This is a genomic window from Lysinibacillus sp. NPDC086135 (genome assembly GCF_044746345.1).
Classification (GTDB): Bacteria; Bacillota; Bacilli; order Bacillales_A; family Planococcaceae; genus Lysinibacillus.
This window is the reverse complement of sequence record NZ_JBIVCA010000003.1, coordinates 239,727-263,972: the sequence shown is the minus strand read 5'-3', so window position 1 is coordinate 263,972 and position 24,246 is coordinate 239,727. Positions and strand designations below refer to the sequence as shown.

Sequence of the window (24,246 nt, the reverse complement as noted above, 5' to 3'; positions counted from 1 at the left end):
TGCTCACCCCCGATTATTTTTCGTTGAGTAGACTAGACAATTTGCTTGCAAAACCTTTATCGGTAATAGCTAAAGCCACTCGGGCCTCCTTACCTGTAGCATGTCCTAGATCATAACGATCACCAATTACATGATACTCAACGTTGTAGTACGTGCATTTATCTTGAATTTTTTTGCTAGAGTTTTTAGAAGCGTCGTTTGCAAGCAGTACTATCTTAGCATTACCATTGCGGACTTCCTTTACTACTAACTCTTCTCCTGAAATCACTTTACGGGCTCTTGCCGCTATTCCAAGCAAATTATGCACTGCTTGATTGATCATAATATAGACTCCCTACGAATCATCAAAATAAGTTCATCGTAGATTTCTTCAGGGATTTTTACATCAAGTTGATGCCCTAAAACATTTTTCTTACGGGCGATTGCAATCGCTTCCTCCGATTTAGAAACATAGGCACCACGTCCGGGTTTTTTCCCGGAAACATCTACACTTACTTCGCCCTCTTTCGAACGAACGACACGAATCATTTCTTTCTTTGTTAGCATTTCTCCGGTTGCTACGCATTTTCGAAGAGGTACTTTTTTATTAATAGCCATAAGAATCACCTTTCCTCTCTGAAGCTTGTCGTAAGAGGTGGACCAGCCATGCACTACATTGTTATATATTCAGAATTTAACCATAATATTTTCCAATGTAGGCTCTGCCATTATTCAGTCGACGCAGCCCAACGCCCACTGAATAATGGCAGCTAACAAGTCACACGGGCTTTCTTACTTATTCTTCGTCGTCTTGATATAAGTCAACTGTCACATCATCAAAATCACTTTCTTCATCCTCAGCAGGTATGAAAGTGCTTGTTGCAGATGGATAAATGCCTAACTCACGTGCATCTGTTTCACTCTTAATATCAATTTTCCAGCCAGTTAGCTTAGCAGCTAAACGAGCATTTTGACCACGTTTACCAATTGCTAGTGATAGTTGATAGTCTGGAACAACAACAGTAGTAGATTTTTCTTCTTCATTGACTTGAACATCTAAAACTTTAGATGGGCTAAGAGCATTTGCTACAAATACAACCGGGTCTTCTGACCATTCAACGATATCGATTTTTTCGCCGTTTAATTCATTTACAATTGTTTGCACACGAGCGCCTTTTGCTCCTACACATGAACCTACTGGATCTACCTCTTCGTTATGTGCATAAACAGAAATTTTAGAACGATCTCCTGCTTCACGAGCAATTGATTTAATTTCTACAATACCTTCATAAATTTCAGGTACTTCCATTTCAAATAAGCGGCGTAATAAACCAGGATGTGTACGTGAAACAATAACTTGCGGTCCGCGCGTTGTACGTTCAACCTTTGTAATATAAACTTTGATGCGCTCGTGTGGATGGTATGTTTCACCTTGAATTTGTTCGTTTTGTGGTAATGCAGCCTCTACTTTTCCAAGACCTACGTAAATATTACGAGCATCTAGACGCTCAACTACACCCGTCACGATATCATCTTCACGGTCCACATATTGCTCGTAAATTAAGCCGCGTTCTGCTTCGCGAACACGTTGTGTTACAACTTGTTTCGCTGTCTGTGCAGCAATACGACCAAAGTTTCGAGGTGTTACTTCCTGCTCAACCACATCTTCCAACTGGTATGCAGGGTTGATAGCCTTAGCATCTTCTTCAGAGATTTGTAAACGGTCATCTTCTACTTCTTCAACAACATCTTTGCGTGAAAAGACACGAATAGAGCCCTTATCTAAATTTAAGTCAACACGAACATTTTGTGCTTGATTGAAGTTGCGTTTGTAAGCTGTAACTAATGCCGCTTCTATTGCTTCAATTAACACATCTCTTGAAATTCCTTTTTGTTCTTCTAGCGCATTTAGCGCATCTAACAAATCACTACTCATTTTTGTTTTCACTCCTAAATATGCATTATGCTTAAAAATCGATGGCTAGTCGTGCCAATGCGATTTTTTCTTGTTCAATTGTTACTGTAATTTTACGCGTTTTAATGCGTACTTCCATCACTAATGTATGTTCATCGTATGACGTTAAGTAGCCTTGGAATTCCTTCATGTCCTTGATGGGCTCATAGGTTTTAACATAAATAAATTTGCCAATCGCATTTTCAAAATCAGTATCTTTTTTTAATGGACGTTCTGCTCCAGGTGAAGAAACTTCTAAATAATAGTTTTGTGTAATTGGATCATTTTCATCCAATAGCAAACTTAGTCGTTCACTAACTTGAGCACATTGTTCAATGTCAATTCCACCTTCAGGTGTATCCACATAAACACGTAAAAACCAGTTACGTCCTTCTTTTACGAACTCGACATCTACAAGCTCAAGATTTAACTCTTCAACAATCGGTTTGGCGAGCTCTTCAATTAAAGATGGTACTTTGCTCATTATTTCCTCCTGTATCTATCAAATTCTGGCGTAATAAAACAGAAATTCCACCAGTAGCTTTGGTGAAATTTAACGGTCTTACCTGCTGTTAGTCAAAAATTTGTTTTGCTACGGTATAACAACAGAAAAGAGCGGGAAGGTCCCACTCTTTTGCTGGAAAAATATCAACAAATTATTACCATAAGGATAGCATAGTTTACAGCACAATGCAAATTTCCTTCAACTAGACAACAGTTGTATATAGCCATTGTTATGTCTGAAATTTGAATAGACACTTTATTTAGTCATAAAGAATTCACTTTATCCGTATTATTTGTGAACATTATATCTGATACCTTAATTTAATCCCACAATCGATATTAGAAAAGTGTTAGCTGATTAGTATCAGTCATCCCCTCTAAGCAGCCTAGCTGATCCATGTATTTGATTAATGTTTTAGAAACACGACCTCTATCTTCCTTCTTTTGCAGTACACCTATCATGCAGGTTCACAAAAGTCAGGTAGTTAAATATCCATTTTGCTTAATGTTTATTTTTTCAATAATATAGTTTAATTTATCATTTAAATCATTATAGGAATTCGATTTAAGTATAATATACCCCAATCGATCAGAGGAGTTTCTAGCTTTTCTAATCATTGTACCTGCTTTAGCATTAATTGAGACCAAGTGAAATTCAGGTAAGTTTTTTATTTCTTCAATACCACTGATTTGTTCTAAAATACCATCAGAAGGTGCAGTAATAAACTGTATACCAGCAAAGCTATCAATGTTAATTTTTTTAATTTCTCTTTTATTTAAAATTGAAAGTATATGTTGCTCAAGAATATCAATTCCTGTCGACAGTTTTACTAGTTCTGGTATCATACCACCAGCCAATCTAGGATTAATCTCTATAATATAACAATTGCCTTTATAGACTTTAATTTCAGCATGGAGTGCCCCTCTTAAGTATCCCAATTCTTCAATTGCAATTGAAACAGTTTGAAGAATAAGTTTTTTAGTATCTTGACAAATGCAAGCAGGGAATATGTGCCTGCTTTCAACAAAGAAAGGCATACCCATAGTTGTCTTTTCTGTAATACCTATTAAGTTGAATTCTTCTTTATTTACGAAGAACTCAACACTGAATTCTCTCCCTTCGATATACTCTTCAATCAAGACTTTTGGGTACATTTTCTGGTTTCGCATATTTGTATCTTTCTGTAAAATCACATTGACGTGGTCACCGACTTCTTTATCAGAAAAGCATAATTTAACATCATTTGACCCACTATCTTCAGTAGGCTTTACAATACACGGAAAGCTAATCTCATCATTATAGTTCTTTAAATCTCCATATTTTTCTATTATTCTGTATTTTGGTTGCATGATTTGTTTTTTCTTTGAGAGTTTGGTTCGGAGAAGTGCCTTATCTCTATAGTTTCTAATAAAATTTGGATTATTACCATTGTAGCCATATTGGTTTGCAAGTTCAGCAGATATTTCTATATAGTATTCACTGGTACTCATGATACCAACAATAGATTCTACTCCTATATATTCAATTGTAGAACTTAGTTCCTTAATGTTATTAGTATCACAAGTTAGATACTCTATCCCTTCAAAACCATTATATTGAGAAAAATCATTGGTTAAAAGAAGCCCTTCATACCCAAGTTTTTTAACAACATCAAATGCTTTTTTTCCTGTACCGGTTGTATTAGACTCTATGAATAGAATTATGTTTGGTTTCTTCGTATTCAATACTATCCCCCCGTAAATTTGAGTACGACCAACTTTCTACTACATCACCTTCTGTAACCATAGTAGGGTTATTAGGAATGGTCCCTAGTTTTAGATTGTTCTCATTCCAGAATTGCTTACTATATATTGAATTATGGTATCGATCTCCTCTATCAGGAAAAATCGCTACAATTACCTTATCACTACTAATCTGTTTACTAATCCAAGATGCAACTGTATACACTGACCCAGAGCTGTTACCTGCAAATATTTTCTCTTTTTCTCCTAATCTTAAGGTCGATTCAAAAGCCTCGTTGTCGTTTAGCCAGTGTACCTCATCAATTATGTCATAATTTACATTTTGGGGTTTTATGCTATTTCCTAATCCACCTTGAAGTCTATTACTCTTTAAAGGTTGATTAAAAATCACACTACCTGCACTATCAACAGCTATAACTTTTAGATTTTTATTATATCGTTTAAGTTGACTTGCTATTCCACATAATGAGCCTCCACTACCTACGGCGCCAACTAAGTAATCGATATTTTTTAATTCTTTCATAAGCTCATTAGCAAGTGTCTTATACGCTCCTGGATTATTAGGATTCTCGTATTGTTTTGGCCAAAAATGATTTGGGAAAATCTTGAAAAGCTCATATACATATTCAAGCCGAGCACCTTGCCAACCATGCTCATTCATCTTTTCAACGATATGCACATTAGCACCTAATGTTTTTAATTTCACTAAAGTCAATGGATCAATTCTCGGATCCGTTACTATAATAACCTCGTGACCAAGTGCCGTACCAACCATTGCTACTCCCAGTGCCATAGTTCCTGAAGAGCTTTCTATAATTGTAGCATTTGGTTTTAGACTACCATCTTTTTTAGCTTGTAAAAGAATATTTTTAGCAACTCTATCCTTCATACCGTAGTGGTTTAACAATTCTAATTTGGCATAAATATTCGATTGACTCAACTTAACCAGAGGTGTATTTCCAATGGAGTCAATTAAATTGTTTTCCATAGCATTTCTCTCCTTGGTTAATAGTGTGCATTACCTGAACATCATCCGATAGTTTGCTAATAAGTTGTTTGGCAATGCCTAATTTTTCATAATACTCTTCATCATGTTGAGAAATTAAAATACCTATATAAGTGCCACTGTGTGCTATCACAACACCTAGTCCATTAATTTCATTATTTATATCTATCATTTGATTTAAAGTTCTCTTTGGAGAAACGTTTTGATGTAAAATCGCACTTCTTGTTGTAATTTCGCCAATCCCTTTATAATCATTGTTGTTTATTGCAGTAATTAATTTTTTTAGTAATAATTCATATTCTTGTTTTACATCAATTTCATATTTATAATATCTTCTATTAAAGTCAATAGTATTGATTTCTCCCCCTTCATCGTGCGAAACGATTGTTAATGCAGGTACATTACCAATATAATCTTTTAATTTTGCTTCTCGATGATAATAAGAAACAATAGATGGGTACATTACTCCGTCTGTTGGTTCTATACTAGCAAGATACTGTTCTAATTTATTAATATCTAATGTAAAATCATAGGCTGATTCAATTGCCCTTGACACAGCTACTAAGTCTGCAGAGGAACTTGCTAACCCTTTTCCTACAGGAATTGTACTCACTATTTCTAATGTACCTCCTAATGGGAGGTTATTATCTCTTAATATCATTTCACAAAGGCATTTCGCTTTTACTTTAAATTCAGGTATTACCTCAATTGATTCTTTAGCAAGAGAAGGTTTGAAAATTGCTTTAGAAAACCTATTAATGGGCAGTGTGACCAAAAATGGTTTACCGTTCGTAAGTACTCCTTGCAACATTTCCCCAAAAGTTCCACTAGAAATTCCGGTTCCTTCTTGTCTTACAGGAAGCTTGCTAGGGATATTTAGAATGTCAGTATACAAATTTACAACCTCCTAAATTTTAATCATTTGGTTTCTTTCTACTATCCCAGACATCATCAATTTCTTTATTAATTATTTTATAATCTTTCAACATGGATTCTACTGAACATGGATTAGTTGATCCTAGAGTCTGTTTATTTAAGTTTTGTTTTACAGAGAAAAGATTTTGTATTTGATGATCCTTTATATACACACTATACCCATGCTTCTCACTAACTTCTTGTATTATTTGTGAGCTCAGATTCATTGGGGTTAGATTATTCTCGATAGCTGTTCGAATTACTGAACCCACAATGGATTGAGCTTTTCTATTCGGAATTCCGTATTCCTTTGATAAGTAGTTTGCAAGCGTAAATCCACCAAAAAATTCATTTGAACAGTCTTTTAGCATTTTATCTTCATTAAATTTCATATTTTCTATAACTATTTTTAATAAATTTAGATTTACGTTCGTCGTCCTAAATAGTTCTAGTATATATTTACTTCCTTCTTTAGACGTCTCAACTAAATTTGTAAATGGTGTATTTTTTTGAGACAAAGTTAACCCATTATAAAAAGATATCATGTGGGAATTTTGACCTCTAATCCTCTCCATAATTGGATAATTTTTCTTCTGCGGCATAGCTGAAGATATACCAGATAACTCATCTGGTAAGTCTATATAATTATTTACCAACCAATCAATAAGATCAGTTGCAAATCTACTAATCAATACGCCTAAATTTGCTTGCATGGCTGCGACTTCAAGATGACCTTGCTTAGATGCTATAGCAGATAGTGCAGTGTTTTTAGGTTTTATAAAGCCTAGTTCTCTAGCAATCCACACTCGGTTCCATTCATATTCTAACCCAGCCATAGAACCAGCCCCTAATGGACATTGATTGACATAATCATAAATATTTAATAGTGAATTTCTAATATGAGTTAGTTCCTCAACAATTGATATAAAATAAAAGGCAGGTGTAATAATTTGAGCAGGTTGATAATGAGTACGCCCTGGAATCGGCTTATCAATTGACTCGTAAGACTTATTAATTAAACTTTTTATCAATCCCGATACTTGGCTTTCTAGGTTTAATAATTGATCTCTTAACAACATGATTTGGGCACAACTTTGTATATCGTTTCTGCTTCTATCGCTATGCCATTTATCAGGTAGTTTATCTTCCATTATTTTTTCAACGTACTTTTCTATTGCAAAAGATATATCCGACATGTTTTCTAATGGATTAGCCTTTATAATTGAGGCATCTAAAGTGGTTAGAGCCTCGTCTATTTTAATTCTTTCGTTATTACTAATTAAACCTAGCCTTTCGTATTCCTTATTCATGACAAGTTCAATTTCAACATAGTACTTCAATAAGTTTTCTACTTCGTAACTAAAATGCGGCTCCAAAATGTACGCATTAACGAGTTCATTTGGCTTTTGGGTTATCCTACCTGTTAAATGTATCAACGATATATCCCCCCTTCTTTCTTCGAAAGAGGTAGAGCTCTTTGTATAATTTCTATTGTATCTAATATATCTTCATCGCTAATATTCCTATGCAAAACTGCCCTAATAATCCCTGGCTCTAACTCATCTATATTTAGTCCAAACATTGCACAAGTAGTAATAAATTTATTTATTGAATATTCAGGTTTTAAAGTAAAAAAAACCATATTAATTTCTACATTTGCATTAAGTTCAATCTCATTAATTGAACTTAAGTAACTTGCTAAGTTTTTAGCTCTGCTATGATCTTTTTGCAAGGTCTGATGCATATTATCTAACGCTATAATGCCAGGTGCCGCAATTATCCCTGCTTGCCTCATCCCCCCACCGAGCATTTTTCTAATCCTTCTAACCTTACTGACAAATTGTTCGGTACCTGCCACGATTGACCCTATAGGAGCTGATAAACCTTTCGATAAACAGAACTGCACCGAGTCAGCATATATAGCAATCCGATTTGCCGGTATCTGTAATGCAATAGCAGCATTAAAAATTCGCGCACCATCCATATGCAAAGCTATTTCTTTTTCCCTAGTAAAATGGAACAACTCTTCTAAATATCCTAATGGTAGAATATTCCCCCCAGTGCGGTTACTAGGATTTTCAATACAAAGTAACGCAGGTAATGCGAACTGTGGATCATCAGTATCAACAGGAAATGCTTTTTCTATATTCCCTATTTTTAAAGTACCATTTGTCTCTGTTTGAATCGGTTCATATATAACTCCACCACATACGGATGCCCCACCAGCTTCATAAATATAAATGTCAGATTTATTTCCAACTAAAACTTTGGAGCCCCTCGGACAATGGGCGAGTATTGAGGCTAAATTTGCCATAGTACCAGAAGGCATAAGTATTGCATCTTCCTTGCCTAGCATATTTGCAGCCTTTTTTTCTAATTCTTTAACAGTTAAGTCTAAACCGTATACATCATCACCTAATATAGCCCCACTAATAGAATTCAGCATATCTACACTAGGCAAAGAAAAGGTATCGCTTCTCAGTTCAATCACTTTTTTACCTCCTATCTTCTAGTAAAGTTTTAAATGTATTAGCAAGTTTACTTACTTTGGACTTATCCATTAAATTATGATGATCCCCATCTATCTCATGGATAAATAATTTTTTGGTTGTTCTTTCTCTCCACACATTAGCATCTACTAAAGGTATGGGGTTAATATGAGATAATTCATTAACATTAAATAAATGGATATTGTGATTTAAATAGTAATCACAATAGAAATCTTCTGCAGCCATATTATTACAGTACATTACTTCTAAGATTTTATTTGTTTCATTGATAGTTGACTCTAGGGGTATCATTTTTCTGTTCTTAACTTCTGAATGGATTAGTTTAATTTTTTCTTTTTGGGTTGTATCCGTATCGAAGGAAATGTTTAGCCTTGTAGCCCACGCCTCAATCGGAGTTTTGCGGGATTGTGCCACCTTAAGGCTATCTTTCATACTATCGATAGGATATGTATCTATTAATCCTAAAAAATCCACAGTTTTATGCATTTTTTCTAATTGGTGTGCAATTTCGAACGCAATTGTCCCGCCTAATGACCAACCAGCTAAAATATATGGCCCAGTGGGCTGCACTTTTACGATTCCTTTAATGTACTCTTCTGCCATGTGCTTTATAGATTTCAAAGGTTCTCTATTGTCATCGTACCCTAAAGACTGTATTCCATAAATTGGATTTTCGATATTCATTTTTCTTACAAACTCGTAGTAACATATAATACCTCCTCCACCGGGATGTATTAAAAATAAGGGAGCCTTATTTACATCACCGTTTTGTAACAGAATTATATTTGATTTTTCAACTTCCAGACATCTCCTGTTTTCAATAACTTTACACATTTTTTCAATAGTTGAATTTTTAAAAATAAAACTTAAAGGGAGATTTATTTTAAACTCTTGGTTGATACTATTTAGCAATTTAAATGCATTTAAAGAATGACCTCCTATATCAAAGAAATTACTATTAATACCTATTTGATTGTGCCCTAATAGATTACCCATTAATCGACAGATGATGAGTTCCTTGTTTGTTCTTGGCAAAACCAATTTTGACTGTGATATTGTGCTTAAATTTGGTATCGGCAATGATTTTCTATCAATTTTTCCGTTGGACAACAACGGTAAAGATTTCATTTCCTCATAATGATTTGGCAGCATGTACATTGGTAATTTGGAAGTCAGTTCTTCTTTAACTTCCTGCATTGCAGAACTATGCTCAGATATCAATGAAATGTATGCTATAAGCTTGTAGTTATTATTATGATTAATTACTTTCACAACACCTTGATTGACTAATTTGCTATTATTAATTACTCTCTCAATTTCATCTAATTCAACTCTGATTCCTCTAAGTTTTATTTGGTTATCTTCACGTCCAACAAATTTTATATTTCCATCTTCAAGGAAGTATCCTTTATCACCAGTTCGATACATAATTGTGTCTTTTTTAAAAGGATTATTTATAAATGATGCACTCGTCTTTTCTTGATCATTTACATATCCCTTACTTAGTCCTATACCAGATACATATATATCACCCGTTACATACACAGGTACAGGGTTTAGATTTTCGTCTAATATATACACCTCATTATTCATCATAGGTGTACCTATTGAAATAATTTCATCGCTAAATTGATCTTCCTCCCTACATAAGTATTGGGTAACGTCAATTGAGGCTTCAGTTGGCCCCCATGTATTATAAACAGGGCAATCTATTTTCTTTATCAAACTTCTATATAAACTAGATGTTAACGGCTCACCAGCACTTGCTATAAATTTCAAATGCCTACTTAAACAGGAAAGGTCTTCTTTTTTTAATTCTCTGACTATTTCATTTAACATACTAGGCACAACTTGAAGAAAGATAACTTTATGTTTTATCATTGCATCAATAATGGATCTAGGATTTCTATGTTCTCCAGCCTCTAACAAACATACATTCCCGCCAAACAATAATGGCCAAAATACTTCCAAACCAAATGCATCAAAGGTATATAAAGTCTTCTGCAGTACAGAGTCACCAACTTGTATATGATGAGTCTGTTGCATACAGTTCATTCTATTAATCCAACCAATATGATGATTTATTACACCCTTTGGCTCACCAGTAGAGCCGGAAGTAAAGTAAATTGAAAGCATGCTTTCGGGTGTTGTTTTGGTTGAAGGATTATTCATGAATTCATCTATAGGTAAATCTGATTCATTAAAACTATAAGATTCTATATTAATAAATTTCTTTAATTTATCTTTACTGTCTTTATTTGATAAAACAAATATTACATTTGCTTTTTTTATAATATTTATTGTTCTTTTTGGTGGATCCTCTATATTAAGCGGTACGTACACTCCCCCCATTTTTAAAACAGTTATTATCGAAATAATCATTTCCATTGAACGATCCATATATATGCCAATTGGGGACCCGCTCTCAATTTTATGTTTAAGTTTCCCTGCTAACTTATTGCACTTTTGATTGAGTTCAAAGTATGTTAGCGTCTGCTCTCTAAATGTTAAAGCTATAGCTTGAGGGTTTACTGCAACTCGATCTTCAAATAATTCATGTATACACTTTCTAGGAGGCATCTCTTTTTTGATATTGTTTAACAAAATATTATTTTGTTCCTCTTCAGTCATAATTTCTAGGTACTTTAAAGGTTTGTTTTCATTGTTAGACAAATTAGCTAGTAATGTCATAAAGTGATGACCAAACATCTGCTTGATATAATTTTCATTGAAAATTTTTGTATTATATTCTACTTCCATCCCCATTCGATCGTCTTCTATAATTATAGAAAGAGATAAATCAAATTTACTGGTACTGTTATCTAATCGAATCTCATCATATTTTATACCTTCTAATTTAGGTTTATCGGTAGCGTAATGTAACGCAAACATTATGTTAAATAACGAGTTATTAATATCTTCTCTATCAGGACTAATTTCTTTTACTATTAAATCGTAAGGAATATATTTATGTTTAAAACATTCAAAAACATTAGCTTGAATATGGTTTACGTTATCCGAAAACGAAGTGTGTGGATCAATCTTAGAATTAATGACTACCGTGTTGATGAAAAGTCCAATAACATTTTTAAGTTGTTTGTTCTCTCTCAAACTTACAGGTGAGCCGATACTGACTTCATTCTGTGATGTGTACTTGTTAATCAATACTTTGAATGCAGTTAATAAGGTAGTAAATACAGTTGTTCTATTGGATTTTGAAATTTCTCTAATGAATTGCTGTAATTCACTCGGTAATATGAATCTACTAGTTTTCCCATTAAATCCAAATGCAGTTCCGTGTTTATTAAAATTTACATTAGCAGGGGCATCTTTTAAATTTTCTTTCCAGAACTCTAGAGATTCTTTGTAACTAGTTTCCTCTTGTAGGGATCTTTCCCATTCTGCGAAATCTGCAAATTGAATATCTAGTTCTGGTAATGTTAATGCTGTTTTACTAACCTTGTGGTTATATAAACTAAATAAATCTTTAATTAATATCCCCAACGATGGTCCATCACAAAGAATATGATGAATATTTAATGCAAAATAATAAACATTTAATTCTGTTTTTATTATTTTTGCTTTAAATAGAGAGTCATCACATTCAATATCAAATGGCTGATGAATAAAATCGTTTATTACTTCCCGTGCCTCACCCTCTAATAATTCTAAGTAGTCAAAAGAGGGGGTTGTATTACTTGTAATAAGTTGAAATAGCTCTTCTTCAAATATAAAACTAGTTCTTAAGATCTCATGACGTTCTATTAATTCTTCTAAGCTTTTTTTCCATGCCTCCAACTTTAAATTCCCGTGAAAACGAAAAACTTTTGAGATATTATAGGTAGGTTTATGCGGTTCTAAATTATGAAGAACCCAAAATCTCTCTTGGGAAAATGAGGGCTTTAATTTGAAGTATGTTATGGGTTTGCTTTTTATTTCAGTAGTCATACTTTATCACTCCTAAAAAAAATTTTTGGATGATTAGCTTTAACAAAGTATAATTTTTTTAAATAGAATAATCATTAGTAAATAACGCAAAGTAAGTGAGAATAACAAAATTAATTTTACAAAACACATAAACTGTAATATAAAAGTAGCCCCACTGTTAAAAAAACTTAGTTAAGAAAATTTTCGTAAACGTTCTTAGTCATTCTTTTTTTGGGAATTGTTAGTGGAATCTTTTATACTATTCGAAGTAAAGTGGAGACCAATTTTCTGTAGAAAGCGGAGTTTGTCCCACTTTTTGGGCTCCGCGGGCGTAATACCACGGTAGAGGGCAGGACAGAGAGCTCTTTTGAGCTATCCGGCTAGGGGAACTCACCTGTAACAGGTGCAACGTATCATGAAAGAGCTTGGTTTAAAATGCTTAGTGTGAAAAAATATAAATCCTATAAAGGAAACGTTGGCAAAATTGGTCTAAATATTTTAGACCGTCACTTTACAGCTGAGGCCCTAATAAAAATGGGTAACGGATATCACAGAGTTTAAATTATTTGGAGGTAAGCTCTATTTAATTAACGGGGAAATTATCACGTATACAATTGGCTCTAGACCACCTATTCACTTGTTTCAGACATGTTAGACAAAACGTTCGAACGTTTACCTGAGCACCACTAGCTACTTATGCATTCCGATCAAGGCTGGCACTCAAATGAAGAAATATCGTCGCTCCTTAAAATCAAGAGGAATTGTTCAAGATGTCTCGTAAAGGAAACTGTTACGACAACGCTGTCATGGAGAATTTCTTTGGAATTATGAAATCTGAATTCCTTTACATGAGGGAAATTGAAAGTATTGAGAATTTTAAAATAGAATTACTATAATACGAAACGGATCAAGGATTAAAAATGAGTTCGGTGCAATACCGAACTCATTTTACCCAAGCTGCCTGATGAAATAACCGTGTCTAACTTTTAGGGGTCACTTCATCTCCCAAGAGCTAGACCGCCATCTACCACTAAAGAATGTCCAATGATATAACTTGCACTATCTGAAGCTATCCAATACACTGCCTCAGCAATTTCTTTGGTACTAGCCATTCGACCAGCAGGAATATATTTATTGCATAACTCATCAGAACCATCTTCACTGATGCCTAAAACTCTATTCGCCATTGGTGTTTGCACTAATCCAGGAGTAACATTGTTTATTCTTATTCCAAATCTTGCAAATTCATGAGCAGCTGTTTTCGTTAAACCTTCTAACCCGTGTTTACTGGCTGAATAAATGGAACCGTTTGGGGTAGTCTTCAATCCACTAACTGAGGATATATTAATTATTGATCCACCATTCCTTTGACGCATCATTTGTTTTATTTGATATTTCATACATAACCAGGCACCCTTTAGGTTAACATTAATTACTTTATCGAACTCCTCTTCTTCCAAATCAATCATTGAAGCAAAGCGATGTTCGATCCCAGCACAATTACAAGAGATATCGATTCTACCATATTTTTGTGCTATAGTTTTAATAATATTTTCTACATCTTGAGCATGATTAATATCCAGTGGATAGAATTCAATATTTTTGGATACCCTCGACAATTCTTCTTGTGTGTTAAGTCCTTTTTCAATATCTCTACCAGTAATAATAACTATATTCTTGCTGTTTTCGAGGAATTTTCTCGCAATTCCTTTTCCTATACCTGAATTTCCACCTATTATTAACACAACTTTATTCATGTCATTTTCGTTTTTTTTCATGCTATTCAATTCTCCATTTTATGTTTTTTAATATTAAGCAATATGAAACAACAGTAAAAATGATTAATATTACTGAGTTAATTATTACTCCTTTAGTAAGCCCGCTAATTAATAGCTCTCTCAGTGCTTCAGCAACGTAAGTTGTTGGGAAAATTAAGGACAGCCAATATAACACTTTAGGTAGTTGCGAACTATCAATTAGAACAGGTGTTAAAAAACCTAAAAACATCATTAAACTAGGTAAAACAATATTAGTTACTTGTGGGCTTGGCGACCAAAATCCAATAAAAACTCCAAAACCCACTATACTCAAAATACTCAAGAAAATCAGAGGAATTATAAACCAATGAAAGCTCCAGTTTAGGTCATAAATCATTTCACCTATCATTGCTAATATCAAGAAGGAAGGAAGACTTGTAATTATCCCTTTAATCAGATTTGCGTAAATAAAAGTTATCTTACTAATAGGTAAAGTAGCATAAAAAACAAAATGTCCTCGGTGTTTTTGCCATGATAAATCTTGAGCAAGCAGATTAATGCCAGTTATTATTAAGGCAAAAACCATATTTCCAGTTACAATCCTTAATATCATTTCATTTGTTGGATTCTCCACAAAAAAATGAAGTAACATTAAAGTTGTTAATGGAAATAAAGATGCTAAAATAATTATTAAAATCCATTGTTCTCTAACATTTGCATACTGTATTCTAACCAAAATCCATAAATCAGTCAGCCATTGGCCTACACTCATTTTCTTTTGTTTATATTCCAATTGATTCACTAATTTTTTCACCCCCTTCGAAACGAAGATAAACATCTTCCAAAGTGGGAGGAACAAGTGAAAAATCGAAATCCAATTTCTCGTTTAAGTTAGCAAGTTTTTTAACAATACTAACTACTTCATCTTTTTGAATCAATAATCTTAATTTATGATCCGTTATTCTTTGGGGTCCCTTTTCACTAAATGAAGTATATAACTTATTAGTTATTAAGCTATCATTAGTTGATAAATCTAATCTCATTCGTTGATCTATCCTATGTTTAAGTTGTTTTATTCCATCTAAAGCTACAATCTTTCCTTCGTTTATAATTGCTACTCTATCAACTACCTGTTCTGCTTCCAATACATTATGTGTAACTAAAATTATAGTAGCTCCTTCTTTATTTTTATCAGTTATTATCTCCCACACCTTTTTCCTTTTAACTGGATCTAATTCATTTGTTGGCTCATCAAATATAAGGACTTTAGGATTACCTGTTAATGTTAGGGCAACACTTATTAAACGCTTTTGTCCTCCTGAGAGATTTTTAATGTAATCATTTTTATATTTTTCTAAGCCTATTTGTTCGATAAGTCTATCTGCCTCTATGGTGGCAGAAGCTTTATTTAATCCTTTTAATCTACTGGAAAAATAAACTGATTCCCATACTCGCAATGAAGTTATTGCGTGCGGATCCTGAGCATAGTATGATACATTTTCAGTAATAAACTTACTGTTTGCTTGTATGTCCTCACCAAATAAATGTATACTCCCACTTGTAGATTTAATTAGTCCCATCATTTGCTTTATAAGTGTCGACTTACCTGCACCATTTGGTCCTAAAAGTGCAATTATTTCTCCCTCATAAATCTCTAGATTAATCTCCTGGTTAGCAGTAATATTGCGCGAGGGATATTTTTTAGTTACATTTTTTATATCGTAAATAATTTTCATAAGACCTCCTTATTTTGAAGTTCTATTATCATCATATAAAGGAAGTTGTTATAAAACATCTGTATATTACGCAATGTAACTCCGTTTATGTGTAAATTAAAAGGAAACCCTCTTGTTTTGCAATTAAATAGGAAACATCATTCATTAATAAGAGTTCTATATTGTAAGGGCTCAGGTTGTTTCATTTAATGTTGAAAGCTCTAGTGATTTATGCAGAAGAATTACCATTATGTTTTATTTTTGCATTCCTACGTATTGAGTCATCATTAATTTTAAGTCATTTTTGTTACTACTCAACTCATTAGTATGTAAAATGCTCAATACCTGAAAGATATAGTCTCTCCGCATCAAAGACCCAATAAATAAGTCCTGTAACGCCCTTTCTCATTAGGTTTTAAAGCTTGTAAATCTCTGCTATGGCAACTCTCTTAAACAAGATAAGCTTCCTTATCTCTTTCACATTGCATCACATTTTAGGTGCAGATCTAAAAGTTTTCTTTTACAACGTACGTTTTAAGTTTCGTGCTTCTTTCCCATAAACAATCCCCTATAGTAGACAGATTAATTTACTTTCTTTTCTGTCTTCCATAGGGGAACCATATCATTATTTAATTTTCTTTTAATGCACTTAGAAGATTAACCTTTGCAGCAATGTGGGATGGTATAATTGAGGCAATTAGAGTTAGGAGTATCCCTGCAGTAATTGCCAAAACTACGTTTCCCCACGGGATAATAAATGGCATATGCATTGCAGATAAGTTTGAGATAGAGTTTAAATATACTACAAATATGCCCAATAAAACCCCCATAATTATTCCTGCCACACCTACCACAAAACCTTCTCCTATAATCATTGTTCTGACTTGTTTAGTAGTAAATCCAATCGCACGAATGGTACCAATTTCCCCCACTCTTTCCATCGTATTCATCAATAATGTATTACTTATACCTATACTAGAAAGAGCAATCACAATTATCAATAAAAATTGCATAACTTCATTCATTCCATCAAAAGAACTTTGCGAAGATTTAATTTGATCTTCTACTAATGTAACGGTAGAAATTGAAGTTGCAAAATTTAAGTTTAATTTTTCGCGCAATGTATAAGGATCCCCAGAAACACTGGTATTTATCATAATTGTATTAATTACATCCCAATTAAAACCTTCTTTAAACTCATTTTCAGATATAAATCCAACATATCCTCCATCTTGAGAAGTATTAACTTTCCCTACTACCTGATATTCTCTTGTACCTGAAGGGGTATTAATAGTAATGTAATCATTCACTTTCCCACCCCATTCATCAAACGCTCTTTCACCTAAAAGTATAGAGTTGGATGGAAGATTAATGCCTGGGTCTTCGAAGAGTTGATATTCTTCAGTATTTTTAGATGGCGTACTCATAATATAGAATTCTCTATACTCACCTTCAACTGTTTTCCAGGTCACCATTGTTTCTCTGAACCATTCAACCCCTTCTACACCAGCGTAACTCCTTACCTTATTAATAATTTCCTCATTTACTGGTTCTTCAAACTGTACTTGAATATCCCCTCCAAAAGTCCGGCGAATCTCCTTTTCAAATCCAGAAGGGATTGATTCTAAAGCTGAACCTAAAAAAATTACTACCGCAATACTTATTGCCAACATCGCTGATGTATTAGCGTTTCGATTAGTATTAACTTTTATGTTACTGACAGATAATTTCCCTGGATAGCCAAGCATTTCTTCTATCATTGGTGTAAGAATTTTTGCAAGGGTCCTCATCACCAATGGATATATTAATACCACTCCAAATAATAAGAAAATATACCCCAAATAACTGTCAACAAAGCTTAGTAATATGAGTATAAGCCCCAATAAATACCTAAGAATTTCTACTCTAAACCTAGGCGTTTTATTTGTATTTCGCATTGCGTTTACTATAGGAGTTTTAAATGCAATATACATAGGTATTCCAGAAATTATTATTGGAAATAAGATTCCGATTAATGCAGATAAAATTGTTGCGCTTTTCCAATCTAGCGTGTAAACCATAGTATCTTGAAAGATTCCTAAAAGCATTTCTACAAACAAATCTGCGAATAAAACACCAGTTGGCAATGCAATAGCAGTACCTAAGAGCGAAAGTAAAAAGACTTCAATCAATACAAGTTTAAATACGTCAAAATTTGTATATCCAAGACTCTTCATAACAGAAAATTCTTTTTTTCGTTCAATTACACTTGAATAAATCATATTAAATATTATGAAGGAACTTATAAAAAGAGAGAGAATACATACGAGATAAAAGACAGAGTATAGACCTTCAACGTCATTATTTCTTAAATCATCAATAACAACAGGTTGAACATAAAGGGGTGTCCCTCGTAATAATTCTTGATAAGTCGATAACCAATTTTCATTATCACGATCTTTATGCTGGAGTCGTATATAACTTATTTGATTATCTAGGTTAGTCCAGTCTTGAAGTGTTTCTAAATCCATCATAACTCTAAATGATCTACCTTTAGCGTCATTCCAATTACTAGGACTGGCGAGCCAAGATGTAAAGCCAACAATCCCCGTTACTTCAATTTTACCCAACCCTTTAAATGTCAAAGTGTCTCCTATATCTTTACCCCATAGTTTAGCTGCATTCTCGGGTATAATTATACCCTTACCTTTCAAACTCCCTTTTATTAATGGGAGCTTTAAAAGATTACTTTCTATATCACTGACACCAGTTATTCTAACTGAAGTTTCAGCCGGAGCTTGAGGTTGATCTATTTCCACCAATGCTTGTTTATCAAGGACACTTAAGCTATCTATTACAATATCCCGCTGCTTTATTGCTTTTACTTCATCTTCTGAGAAAGAATAATTTTTGCTTAATATCCAATAATCAGCATTCCCTGCGTAGATTTCTTGATAATACTTAAATGTACCTTTAATAGTGTTATTAGCCACCAACATACTAGTTGTTAAGAAGATACCAAGTATTACTGCAATGAGTGTAAAGAAAAACCTTTTTTTATTTTTTGTTAAGTTACGCCAAGAAACTAGCCAAATATTCAGCATAGCCATGATCCTCCCTAGTTACTTCGGTTTCAATTAATCCATCCTTGAACAAAATAATTTTATCCGCGTAACCAGCTGCGAAGATATCGTGAGTTACCATAATAATTGACTGTTTTCTTTGTTTGTTAAATTTAGCTAATAGATCCAGTATTTCTTTAGCTCGTTTCCTATCTAGGTTTCCCGTTGGTTCATCAGCTAATAATATTTTGGGCTCGTGGATCAAAGCCCTTGCTATAGATACCCTTTGCTGTTGTCCTCCGCTTAACAGATTAGGAGGCTTCTTTTCAAAACCTTCTAAACCAACTTCTTTTATAATGTTTCTTATTTTCTCTTTGATGTTTTTGTTTTTCCTACCATCTGCATGAAGTGGAAAACCAACATTTTCTTCTACAGTTAACGTAGGTAATAATTGGTAATTCTGAAAAATGAATCCGATATTTTTTCTCCTTACGATAGTTCTTTGCTTCTCAGTTAATCCAGAAAAATCTTTTCCTTGTATTTTCACCTGACCAGAGGATGGTCTATCTAAACCACCTAATAGTTGTAATAGCGTACTTTTACCCGAACCACTAGGTCCCATTATTGCTATAAATTCACCTTCCTTTACAGAGAGGTCAATACCTTTTAGCACTTCTATCTTTTGATTACCTTGTTCAAAAGATTTAAATACTCGATCAACTGAAATCATACTTGTATCTCTCCTTTAAACTCAAATAATAAAAATCTTCATTTTTTCACTAACATTGACAGGAATTTAAAGGCCGTTGATTTTTTGTAACTAGTTCATTAAATTCCGTAATGATTTCATAGTCATTCATATCTTTGTAATACAAAGCACACAATATTGTAAATTTAACCATCATGTGAATCCCTACTTCTTTATTTACTTGTAAATACTTAGTATACGTATCATTGATCATAATTATTTTTTAAAAAATTATTTAAATAAAAAGTATGGGAGAGACACTTTATTTACGTTAATTTATCAGTTCAAATTTACACTTCCTGATTTAGTTTCAATTTTCATTTTATTTTCTCCATTACCTGAGGAACCTTTTAAACCTTTCTTTGTTTGTGTTTTTTCGCTTAGGGACAGGTTTATGGATTGTCTTCCGCTGTTTGTAGCGATTTCCAAATTTAGATTGGGTTGCTTTTCATCAAAAGTTACTGAGGCATTGCCACTTGTAGTTGAAAGTTCTACGTCACCATTTAATTCTTTAAAGTGGAGTTTAATATCGCCACTGCTAGATCGTATGTCAATATTATTTTGAACAAGATCCTGTCCAGAAACATTGCCAGAGGATCCATCCAAAATTATTTTCCCCTTAAATTGATGAGGAATTCTAACCTCTAAAGTAGGGTTTTTTTTGTAATTGATTAAGCGTCTAATATCATTACCTAGATCAATTGATAACCGTTTTGAAGACTTATCTAATGTAACACCTGGTCCGTTATCATAAGCCGTTAGATAGGTTTCTAATTCACCGTTTTCGCTTGGCAGGAAATTAACATCGGTACTTGCAAAATTTATAACAATTTCCTCAACCTCTTCTATCGACTCTTTATTAACACTTACCTCCTTTTCCCCTGATGAACACCCTGCAAGAACGATTACTACTAAAAACAAAATTAAAGCAGATTTTTTCAACATAAAATTTCCTCCTTATGCCAATTATACAAAATGACGCAAGGTCATTTTCAATCTTTACGCAGTATAATGTTTAAATTAGTTGAAAGTGACCTCGCGTCATCTTTTATACTGGAACTATACCTTTTACATTATTATCTATAGAAGGAGGAAATTTCTTTTGAAAAAAGAAGATATTATTATCTATGCTTGCGTTATTATTGGAGCAGGTATAGCTTTCCAATTTGGTAATGCTATTATTGGGGTGCTTATTGGCCTGGGAGTAGGTTACTTATTTAAATCTCTATTTTTCAATACGACGAATAAAGAATAAAGAATAAGGAAGTAGGAATAAAATTGTTACATATTAATGAAGTTAAAAAGATGAGTGGTGTGTCCGTTAGAACCTTAAGATATTATGACCAGATAGAACTGCTAAAACCTGCATCAAAAACTCAAGGAGGTCACAGATTATACTCAAATACAGAGTTAAAAAAATTACAGCAAATACAATTCTTAAAAACGATAGGCTTTCAATTAAGTGAAATCAAAATTATGTTAGAGTCTGAAGAATGGGACTGGTCCATTAGTCTAATGAAACAACTATCTTATGTAATAAATGAAAAGGACCGACTCTCAAATATAGAATTTAATTTAAGAGAACTAATAAATGGGATAGCAATTGAAGGAGAGGAATTTAGAATTCAAAAAATTATGAGTTTATATACTAGGGATTCAAAAGATATTCTAGCTCATAATAGAGATGAATTAAATATTAAAAACACTGAAGTACTATATAGACTACCGAATATGACAAGTAGTGATCCTGATTCTTTAGAGTGGATTGCTCTACTTGGTCAATTAAAAAAACATATGCACCTTGGTTATAGTGCTACACGCATACAAAATATTATAAAAAGGATGGATGAAAAAAGAAGTGAAGATTTTGGTGATGAAGATGCTTTTTTAGATACCCTTTGGAAAATTAGAATGACACCTGAGGAGTCAAAAAAACATAACCTTTATCCTATTGATCAAGAGGTCCTCAATTTTATGGAAAAAGCTTATATTCATTACACCGCTAAGAGGTCATAGTTTTTTATCATTATCTATCGATGTGGAGGAATATATGGGAACAGATATTTTGGTTTATATAGGTGGCTTAGCGCTATTAGACACATTAAGTCCTACAATAGTGGGCGTTACACTATACCTTATTTTAACAAATAAAAGAAATTTAACTTCAAGATTATTTTTATATCTATTTACAGTTGCACTATTGTATTTCTCATTAGGTGTAGCAATGATGTTAGGGTTAAATTATATTATTGAAACCTTCTCTAACATATTTCAAAATAAAGTATTTAGTTGGATTATTTTTATAGTAGGGGTTATTTTATTTGTGGGTAGCTTTTTTATCCCTACAAATAAAAAAAATAATATTCCCAAACCTAAAACTCAAAGTATATCCTCAATTATATTTATTGGTATTACAACTTTTTTAATTGAGGCAAGTGCAGCTTTTCCGTATTTTGCTGCTATTGGTTTGTTAACAACAAATAATATACCTACTTATCAATGGTTGCCAATTATCGCCACATATAACATTATTATGGTTTTACCAGCATTACTTATCTTTTTAGGATATAAGTTATTTGGAAGTTGGATAAATTCTAAATTAGTTAATCTTCATCATAAACTATCAAACACTTCAAATTCCGCACTATCTTGGATAATGTGCATTGTTGGGTTAATATTAATTTTTAACACTCTAGATTATCTATAATCAAGTGAATCCCCAGCCTAGTTGATAAGTTCCGCTATGGGGAGTAGAAATAAAAAGAGCATTGACCTGTGGACTGCTCCCCGTTTTCAATATAGGAATAAAAAAACATCTAAACAGCCAATTGCCGGGATTTGACCGGTGACGGCTGTTTAGTTTCGCTCGAATACATGTATGGGATAACAATTTTCGGTGGAGGCATTACCATTGGGTTAATACCAATTGAACAAAGAAAACGTTTTAACTCGCTTCGAAGCTTACTTGATTCTGGCGCTTTCATAACCGGTCCAGCCATTGCAGGACTGCTGCTTACGATTGGAACACCTAATATGGCAATTTACTTGAATGCCAGCCTTTCCGTCACTCTGACTCTTCTTACCGCCGCTTTGTCGGGGCTATCCACGATTTTGGCTGTTCTATCCACGACTTTGGCCACTCTATCCACGACTTTGACGATTCTATCCATCACTTCGGCTGTTCCTTCCGTCGCTCCGATTTCTTTCCGTCATGATACTATATCCGATTGTCTAATCACTAGGGGTTTTAAATTAAATGAAACAACCTGAGCCCTTACAATATAGAACCCAAGTTGATGAATAGTACTTATTTATTCTCTCCTATTTAACGGGATGCACTAATCCGGGACGGTAACACCGTCTAACTTTAATACCTCTTCTGAACTGTATATGGATATGGTTTTTTTCTCACAGTTTAAAAATGTGACACTTCCAATCATATCTTCAATTTGAAAATCCACCATTTGATGTTGAAGTTGAGGTTTATTTGGAAAGTTAATAATATAGGGTTGTTTATCCCAATCAGAAACTTCTAACTTAGTTAAGTCAATATTCAATCCAATACCCAATGCTTTCACAACGGATTCCTTTCGTGTCCAATATTTTAAAAGAGCCATAGTCTTATTAGCTTTAGTAATTGTTTTCTTTTCATTATCTGATAATGTATTAAATAGAAAATCAAAATCTTTATTTTGATTTAAATTTTCTATATCAATTCCTATCTCATCTAGACTTACGCCAATTACTACGTATTTACATGTGTGCGACACATTAAATTTAATCTTCTGATTCTTTCCAGTTAGATAAGGCTTACCATGGGGCTCACCACACGTCTTACAATCCCTATTAATTTTTATATTTTTTGGAGAGTCTGCAGTATATAGAGCTAGTATGTCCCTTAAGAAGGTAAAGGTAACTACTGCATTGTCTTTATCCTTTTTAAATCTTAGTCTCCTTATTCTTTGTAGTTCCTCTTCACTCAAGTTATTGCAATCCTTTCCATATGTATCTAATTTAGCCCACCAAATGTGACATTCATTTTTAGAAAGCAAGCTAATACTGATCTCCTCCTTCCGCTATCAATTTCTTCACTTATTTTTGTTTCCTTCATATTATGATATATCTTTGATGGCACTTTCGCTATTGCGTGAATTACTAGTTTTTCTTCGGACAAAATATAGCGTAGACGGCGATACTAGGTGATCTACTTGAGCAAAGCAGGTGCCGATTCTGTTTAAGTTTAACAGAAACAGCAAAAGCAAACGGCATTGACTTCTATCAATACCTTGTGAAGTGACTGATGATCTGCCTCCCTTACCGCTTCATCAACAACATAAAACTTAGTCGAAGTTGATTCAAGCAACATGTGCAAATTAACAGCCTTCTATCCAAATAGCATCGGATAGAAGGCTGGTTGTCATGCATACTGGGAGGTGCGTTATTTTAT

At 33.4% G+C, this 24,246-nt stretch carries 20 protein-coding genes and 2 pseudogenes; 5 read left to right on the top strand and 17 right to left on the bottom strand.

Going from position 1 to position 24,246, the window contains the following annotated elements; all coding sequences use genetic code 11:
- Window positions 1–13: 13 nt before the first annotated feature.
- From ACIPKN_RS06295 to ACIPKN_RS06250, 10 genes are all read right to left on the bottom strand, one after another.
- Entirely contained in the window at window positions 14–322 is a 309-nt protein-coding gene (locus tag ACIPKN_RS06295; protein ID WP_323645110.1) for a YlxQ family RNA-binding protein, read from the bottom strand.
- The gene (gene rnpM / locus ACIPKN_RS06290; RefSeq protein ID WP_400934369.1) at window positions 319–597 is read right to left on the bottom strand and encodes an RNase P modulator RnpM; all 279 of its coding nucleotides are present in this window, start codon (window positions 595–597) and stop codon (window positions 319–321) included. The genes ACIPKN_RS06295 and rnpM overlap by 4 nt, the downstream gene beginning before the upstream one ends.
- Window positions 598–775: 178 nt before the next feature.
- Window positions 776–1,915 (bottom strand): transcription termination factor NusA, encoded by a 1,140-nt coding sequence (gene nusA / locus ACIPKN_RS06285; RefSeq protein WP_142507438.1) that lies wholly within the window; start codon window positions 1,913–1,915, stop codon window positions 776–778.
- Window positions 1,916–1,946: 31 nt separating this feature from the next.
- Window positions 1,947–2,417, bottom strand: a complete 471-nt coding sequence (gene rimP / locus ACIPKN_RS06280) for a ribosome maturation factor RimP (protein WP_142507439.1) — start codon at window positions 2,415–2,417, stop codon at window positions 1,947–1,949.
- 497 nt (window positions 2,418–2,914) lie between these two features.
- Complete coding sequence (locus ACIPKN_RS06275; protein WP_400934367.1) at window positions 2,915–4,162, bottom strand: ATP-grasp domain-containing protein; 1,248 nt, start codon at window positions 4,160–4,162, stop codon at window positions 2,915–2,917.
- Window positions 4,119–5,168 carry a cysteine synthase family protein gene (locus tag ACIPKN_RS06270; RefSeq protein ID WP_400934366.1) on the bottom strand — a complete coding sequence of 350 codons (1,050 nt, stop codon included), beginning with the start codon at window positions 5,166–5,168 and terminating at the stop codon, window positions 4,119–4,121. The genes ACIPKN_RS06275 and ACIPKN_RS06270 overlap by 44 nt, the downstream gene beginning before the upstream one ends.
- Window positions 5,149–6,081, bottom strand: coding sequence for a GHMP family kinase ATP-binding protein (locus tag ACIPKN_RS06265; RefSeq protein ID WP_400934364.1), 933 nt, complete (start codon window positions 6,079–6,081; stop codon window positions 5,149–5,151). The genes ACIPKN_RS06270 and ACIPKN_RS06265 overlap by 20 nt, the downstream gene beginning before the upstream one ends.
- Before the next feature lie 19 nt (window positions 6,082–6,100).
- A complete protein-coding gene (locus ACIPKN_RS06260; RefSeq protein ID WP_400934362.1) occupies window positions 6,101–7,537 on the bottom strand; it encodes an argininosuccinate lyase in 1,437 nt (478 codons plus the stop codon).
- On the bottom strand, window positions 7,534–8,592 hold the full coding sequence (locus ACIPKN_RS06255; protein ID WP_400934360.1) for a GntG family PLP-dependent aldolase: 1,059 nt from the start codon (window positions 8,590–8,592) through the stop codon (window positions 7,534–7,536). The genes ACIPKN_RS06260 and ACIPKN_RS06255 overlap by 4 nt, the downstream gene beginning before the upstream one ends.
- A gap of 4 nt (window positions 8,593–8,596) precedes the next feature.
- Complete coding sequence (locus tag ACIPKN_RS06250) at window positions 8,597–12,559, bottom strand: non-ribosomal peptide synthetase (protein WP_400934358.1); 3,963 nt, start codon at window positions 12,557–12,559, stop codon at window positions 8,597–8,599.
- Between the two features lie 379 nt (window positions 12,560–12,938).
- On the opposite strand from ACIPKN_RS06250, the pseudogene ACIPKN_RS06245 reads away from it, so the two are divergent.
- A pseudogene (locus tag ACIPKN_RS06245) lies at window positions 12,939–13,503 on the top strand (IS3 family transposase); the annotation flags it as partial.
- Between the two features lie 33 nt (window positions 13,504–13,536).
- Here the strand turns inward: ACIPKN_RS06245 and ACIPKN_RS06240 are convergent.
- The 6 genes from ACIPKN_RS06240 to ACIPKN_RS06215 form a co-directional block, all read right to left on the bottom strand.
- Window positions 13,537–14,316: an SDR family NAD(P)-dependent oxidoreductase gene (locus ACIPKN_RS06240; protein WP_400934356.1), complete on the bottom strand. Its 780-nt coding sequence runs from the start codon at window positions 14,314–14,316 to the stop codon at window positions 13,537–13,539.
- 1 nt (window position 14,317) lies between these two features.
- Window positions 14,318–15,097 (bottom strand): ABC transporter permease, encoded by a 780-nt coding sequence (locus ACIPKN_RS06235; protein WP_400934354.1) that lies wholly within the window; start codon window positions 15,095–15,097, stop codon window positions 14,318–14,320.
- Entirely contained in the window at window positions 15,078–16,031 is a 954-nt protein-coding gene (locus tag ACIPKN_RS06230) for an ABC transporter ATP-binding protein (RefSeq protein ID WP_400934352.1), read from the bottom strand. The genes ACIPKN_RS06235 and ACIPKN_RS06230 overlap by 20 nt, the downstream gene beginning before the upstream one ends.
- A gap of 608 nt (window positions 16,032–16,639) precedes the next feature.
- Window positions 16,640–19,093 (bottom strand): ABC transporter permease, encoded by a 2,454-nt coding sequence (locus ACIPKN_RS06225; protein WP_400934350.1) that lies wholly within the window; start codon window positions 19,091–19,093, stop codon window positions 16,640–16,642.
- Complete coding sequence (locus ACIPKN_RS06220) at window positions 19,062–19,781, bottom strand: ABC transporter ATP-binding protein (RefSeq protein ID WP_400934349.1); 720 nt, start codon at window positions 19,779–19,781, stop codon at window positions 19,062–19,064. The genes ACIPKN_RS06225 and ACIPKN_RS06220 overlap by 32 nt, the downstream gene beginning before the upstream one ends.
- Before the next feature lie 297 nt (window positions 19,782–20,078).
- Window positions 20,079–20,744 carry a DUF4097 family beta strand repeat-containing protein gene (locus ACIPKN_RS06215; RefSeq protein ID WP_400934347.1) on the bottom strand — a complete coding sequence of 222 codons (666 nt, stop codon included), beginning with the start codon at window positions 20,742–20,744 and terminating at the stop codon, window positions 20,079–20,081.
- Window positions 20,745–20,901: 157 nt separating this feature from the next.
- Between ACIPKN_RS06215 and ACIPKN_RS06210 the strand changes: the two genes are divergently transcribed.
- The 4 genes and pseudogenes from ACIPKN_RS06210 to ACIPKN_RS06195 form a co-directional block, all read left to right on the top strand.
- Window positions 20,902–21,054 carry a hypothetical protein gene (locus ACIPKN_RS06210; protein WP_248718195.1) on the top strand — a complete coding sequence of 51 codons (153 nt, stop codon included), beginning with the start codon at window positions 20,902–20,904 and terminating at the stop codon, window positions 21,052–21,054.
- A gap of 23 nt (window positions 21,055–21,077) precedes the next feature.
- Complete coding sequence (locus tag ACIPKN_RS06205; protein WP_400934346.1) at window positions 21,078–21,815, top strand: MerR family transcriptional regulator; 738 nt, start codon at window positions 21,078–21,080, stop codon at window positions 21,813–21,815.
- 34 nt (window positions 21,816–21,849) lie between these two features.
- Window positions 21,850–22,506, top strand: a complete 657-nt coding sequence (locus ACIPKN_RS06200) for a GAP family protein (RefSeq protein WP_400934344.1) — start codon at window positions 21,850–21,852, stop codon at window positions 22,504–22,506.
- A 209-nt stretch (window positions 22,507–22,715) separates the two neighbouring features.
- Window positions 22,716–22,854 (top strand): annotated as a pseudogene (locus tag ACIPKN_RS06195) (MFS transporter); the annotation flags it as partial.
- Window positions 22,855–23,137: 283 nt separating this feature from the next.
- On the opposite strand, the gene ACIPKN_RS06190 reads toward ACIPKN_RS06195, so the two are convergent.
- Window positions 23,138–23,851 (bottom strand): 4'-phosphopantetheinyl transferase family protein, encoded by a 714-nt coding sequence (locus ACIPKN_RS06190; protein ID WP_400934342.1) that lies wholly within the window; start codon window positions 23,849–23,851, stop codon window positions 23,138–23,140.
- Between the last annotated feature and the right edge of the window lie 395 nt (window positions 23,852–24,246).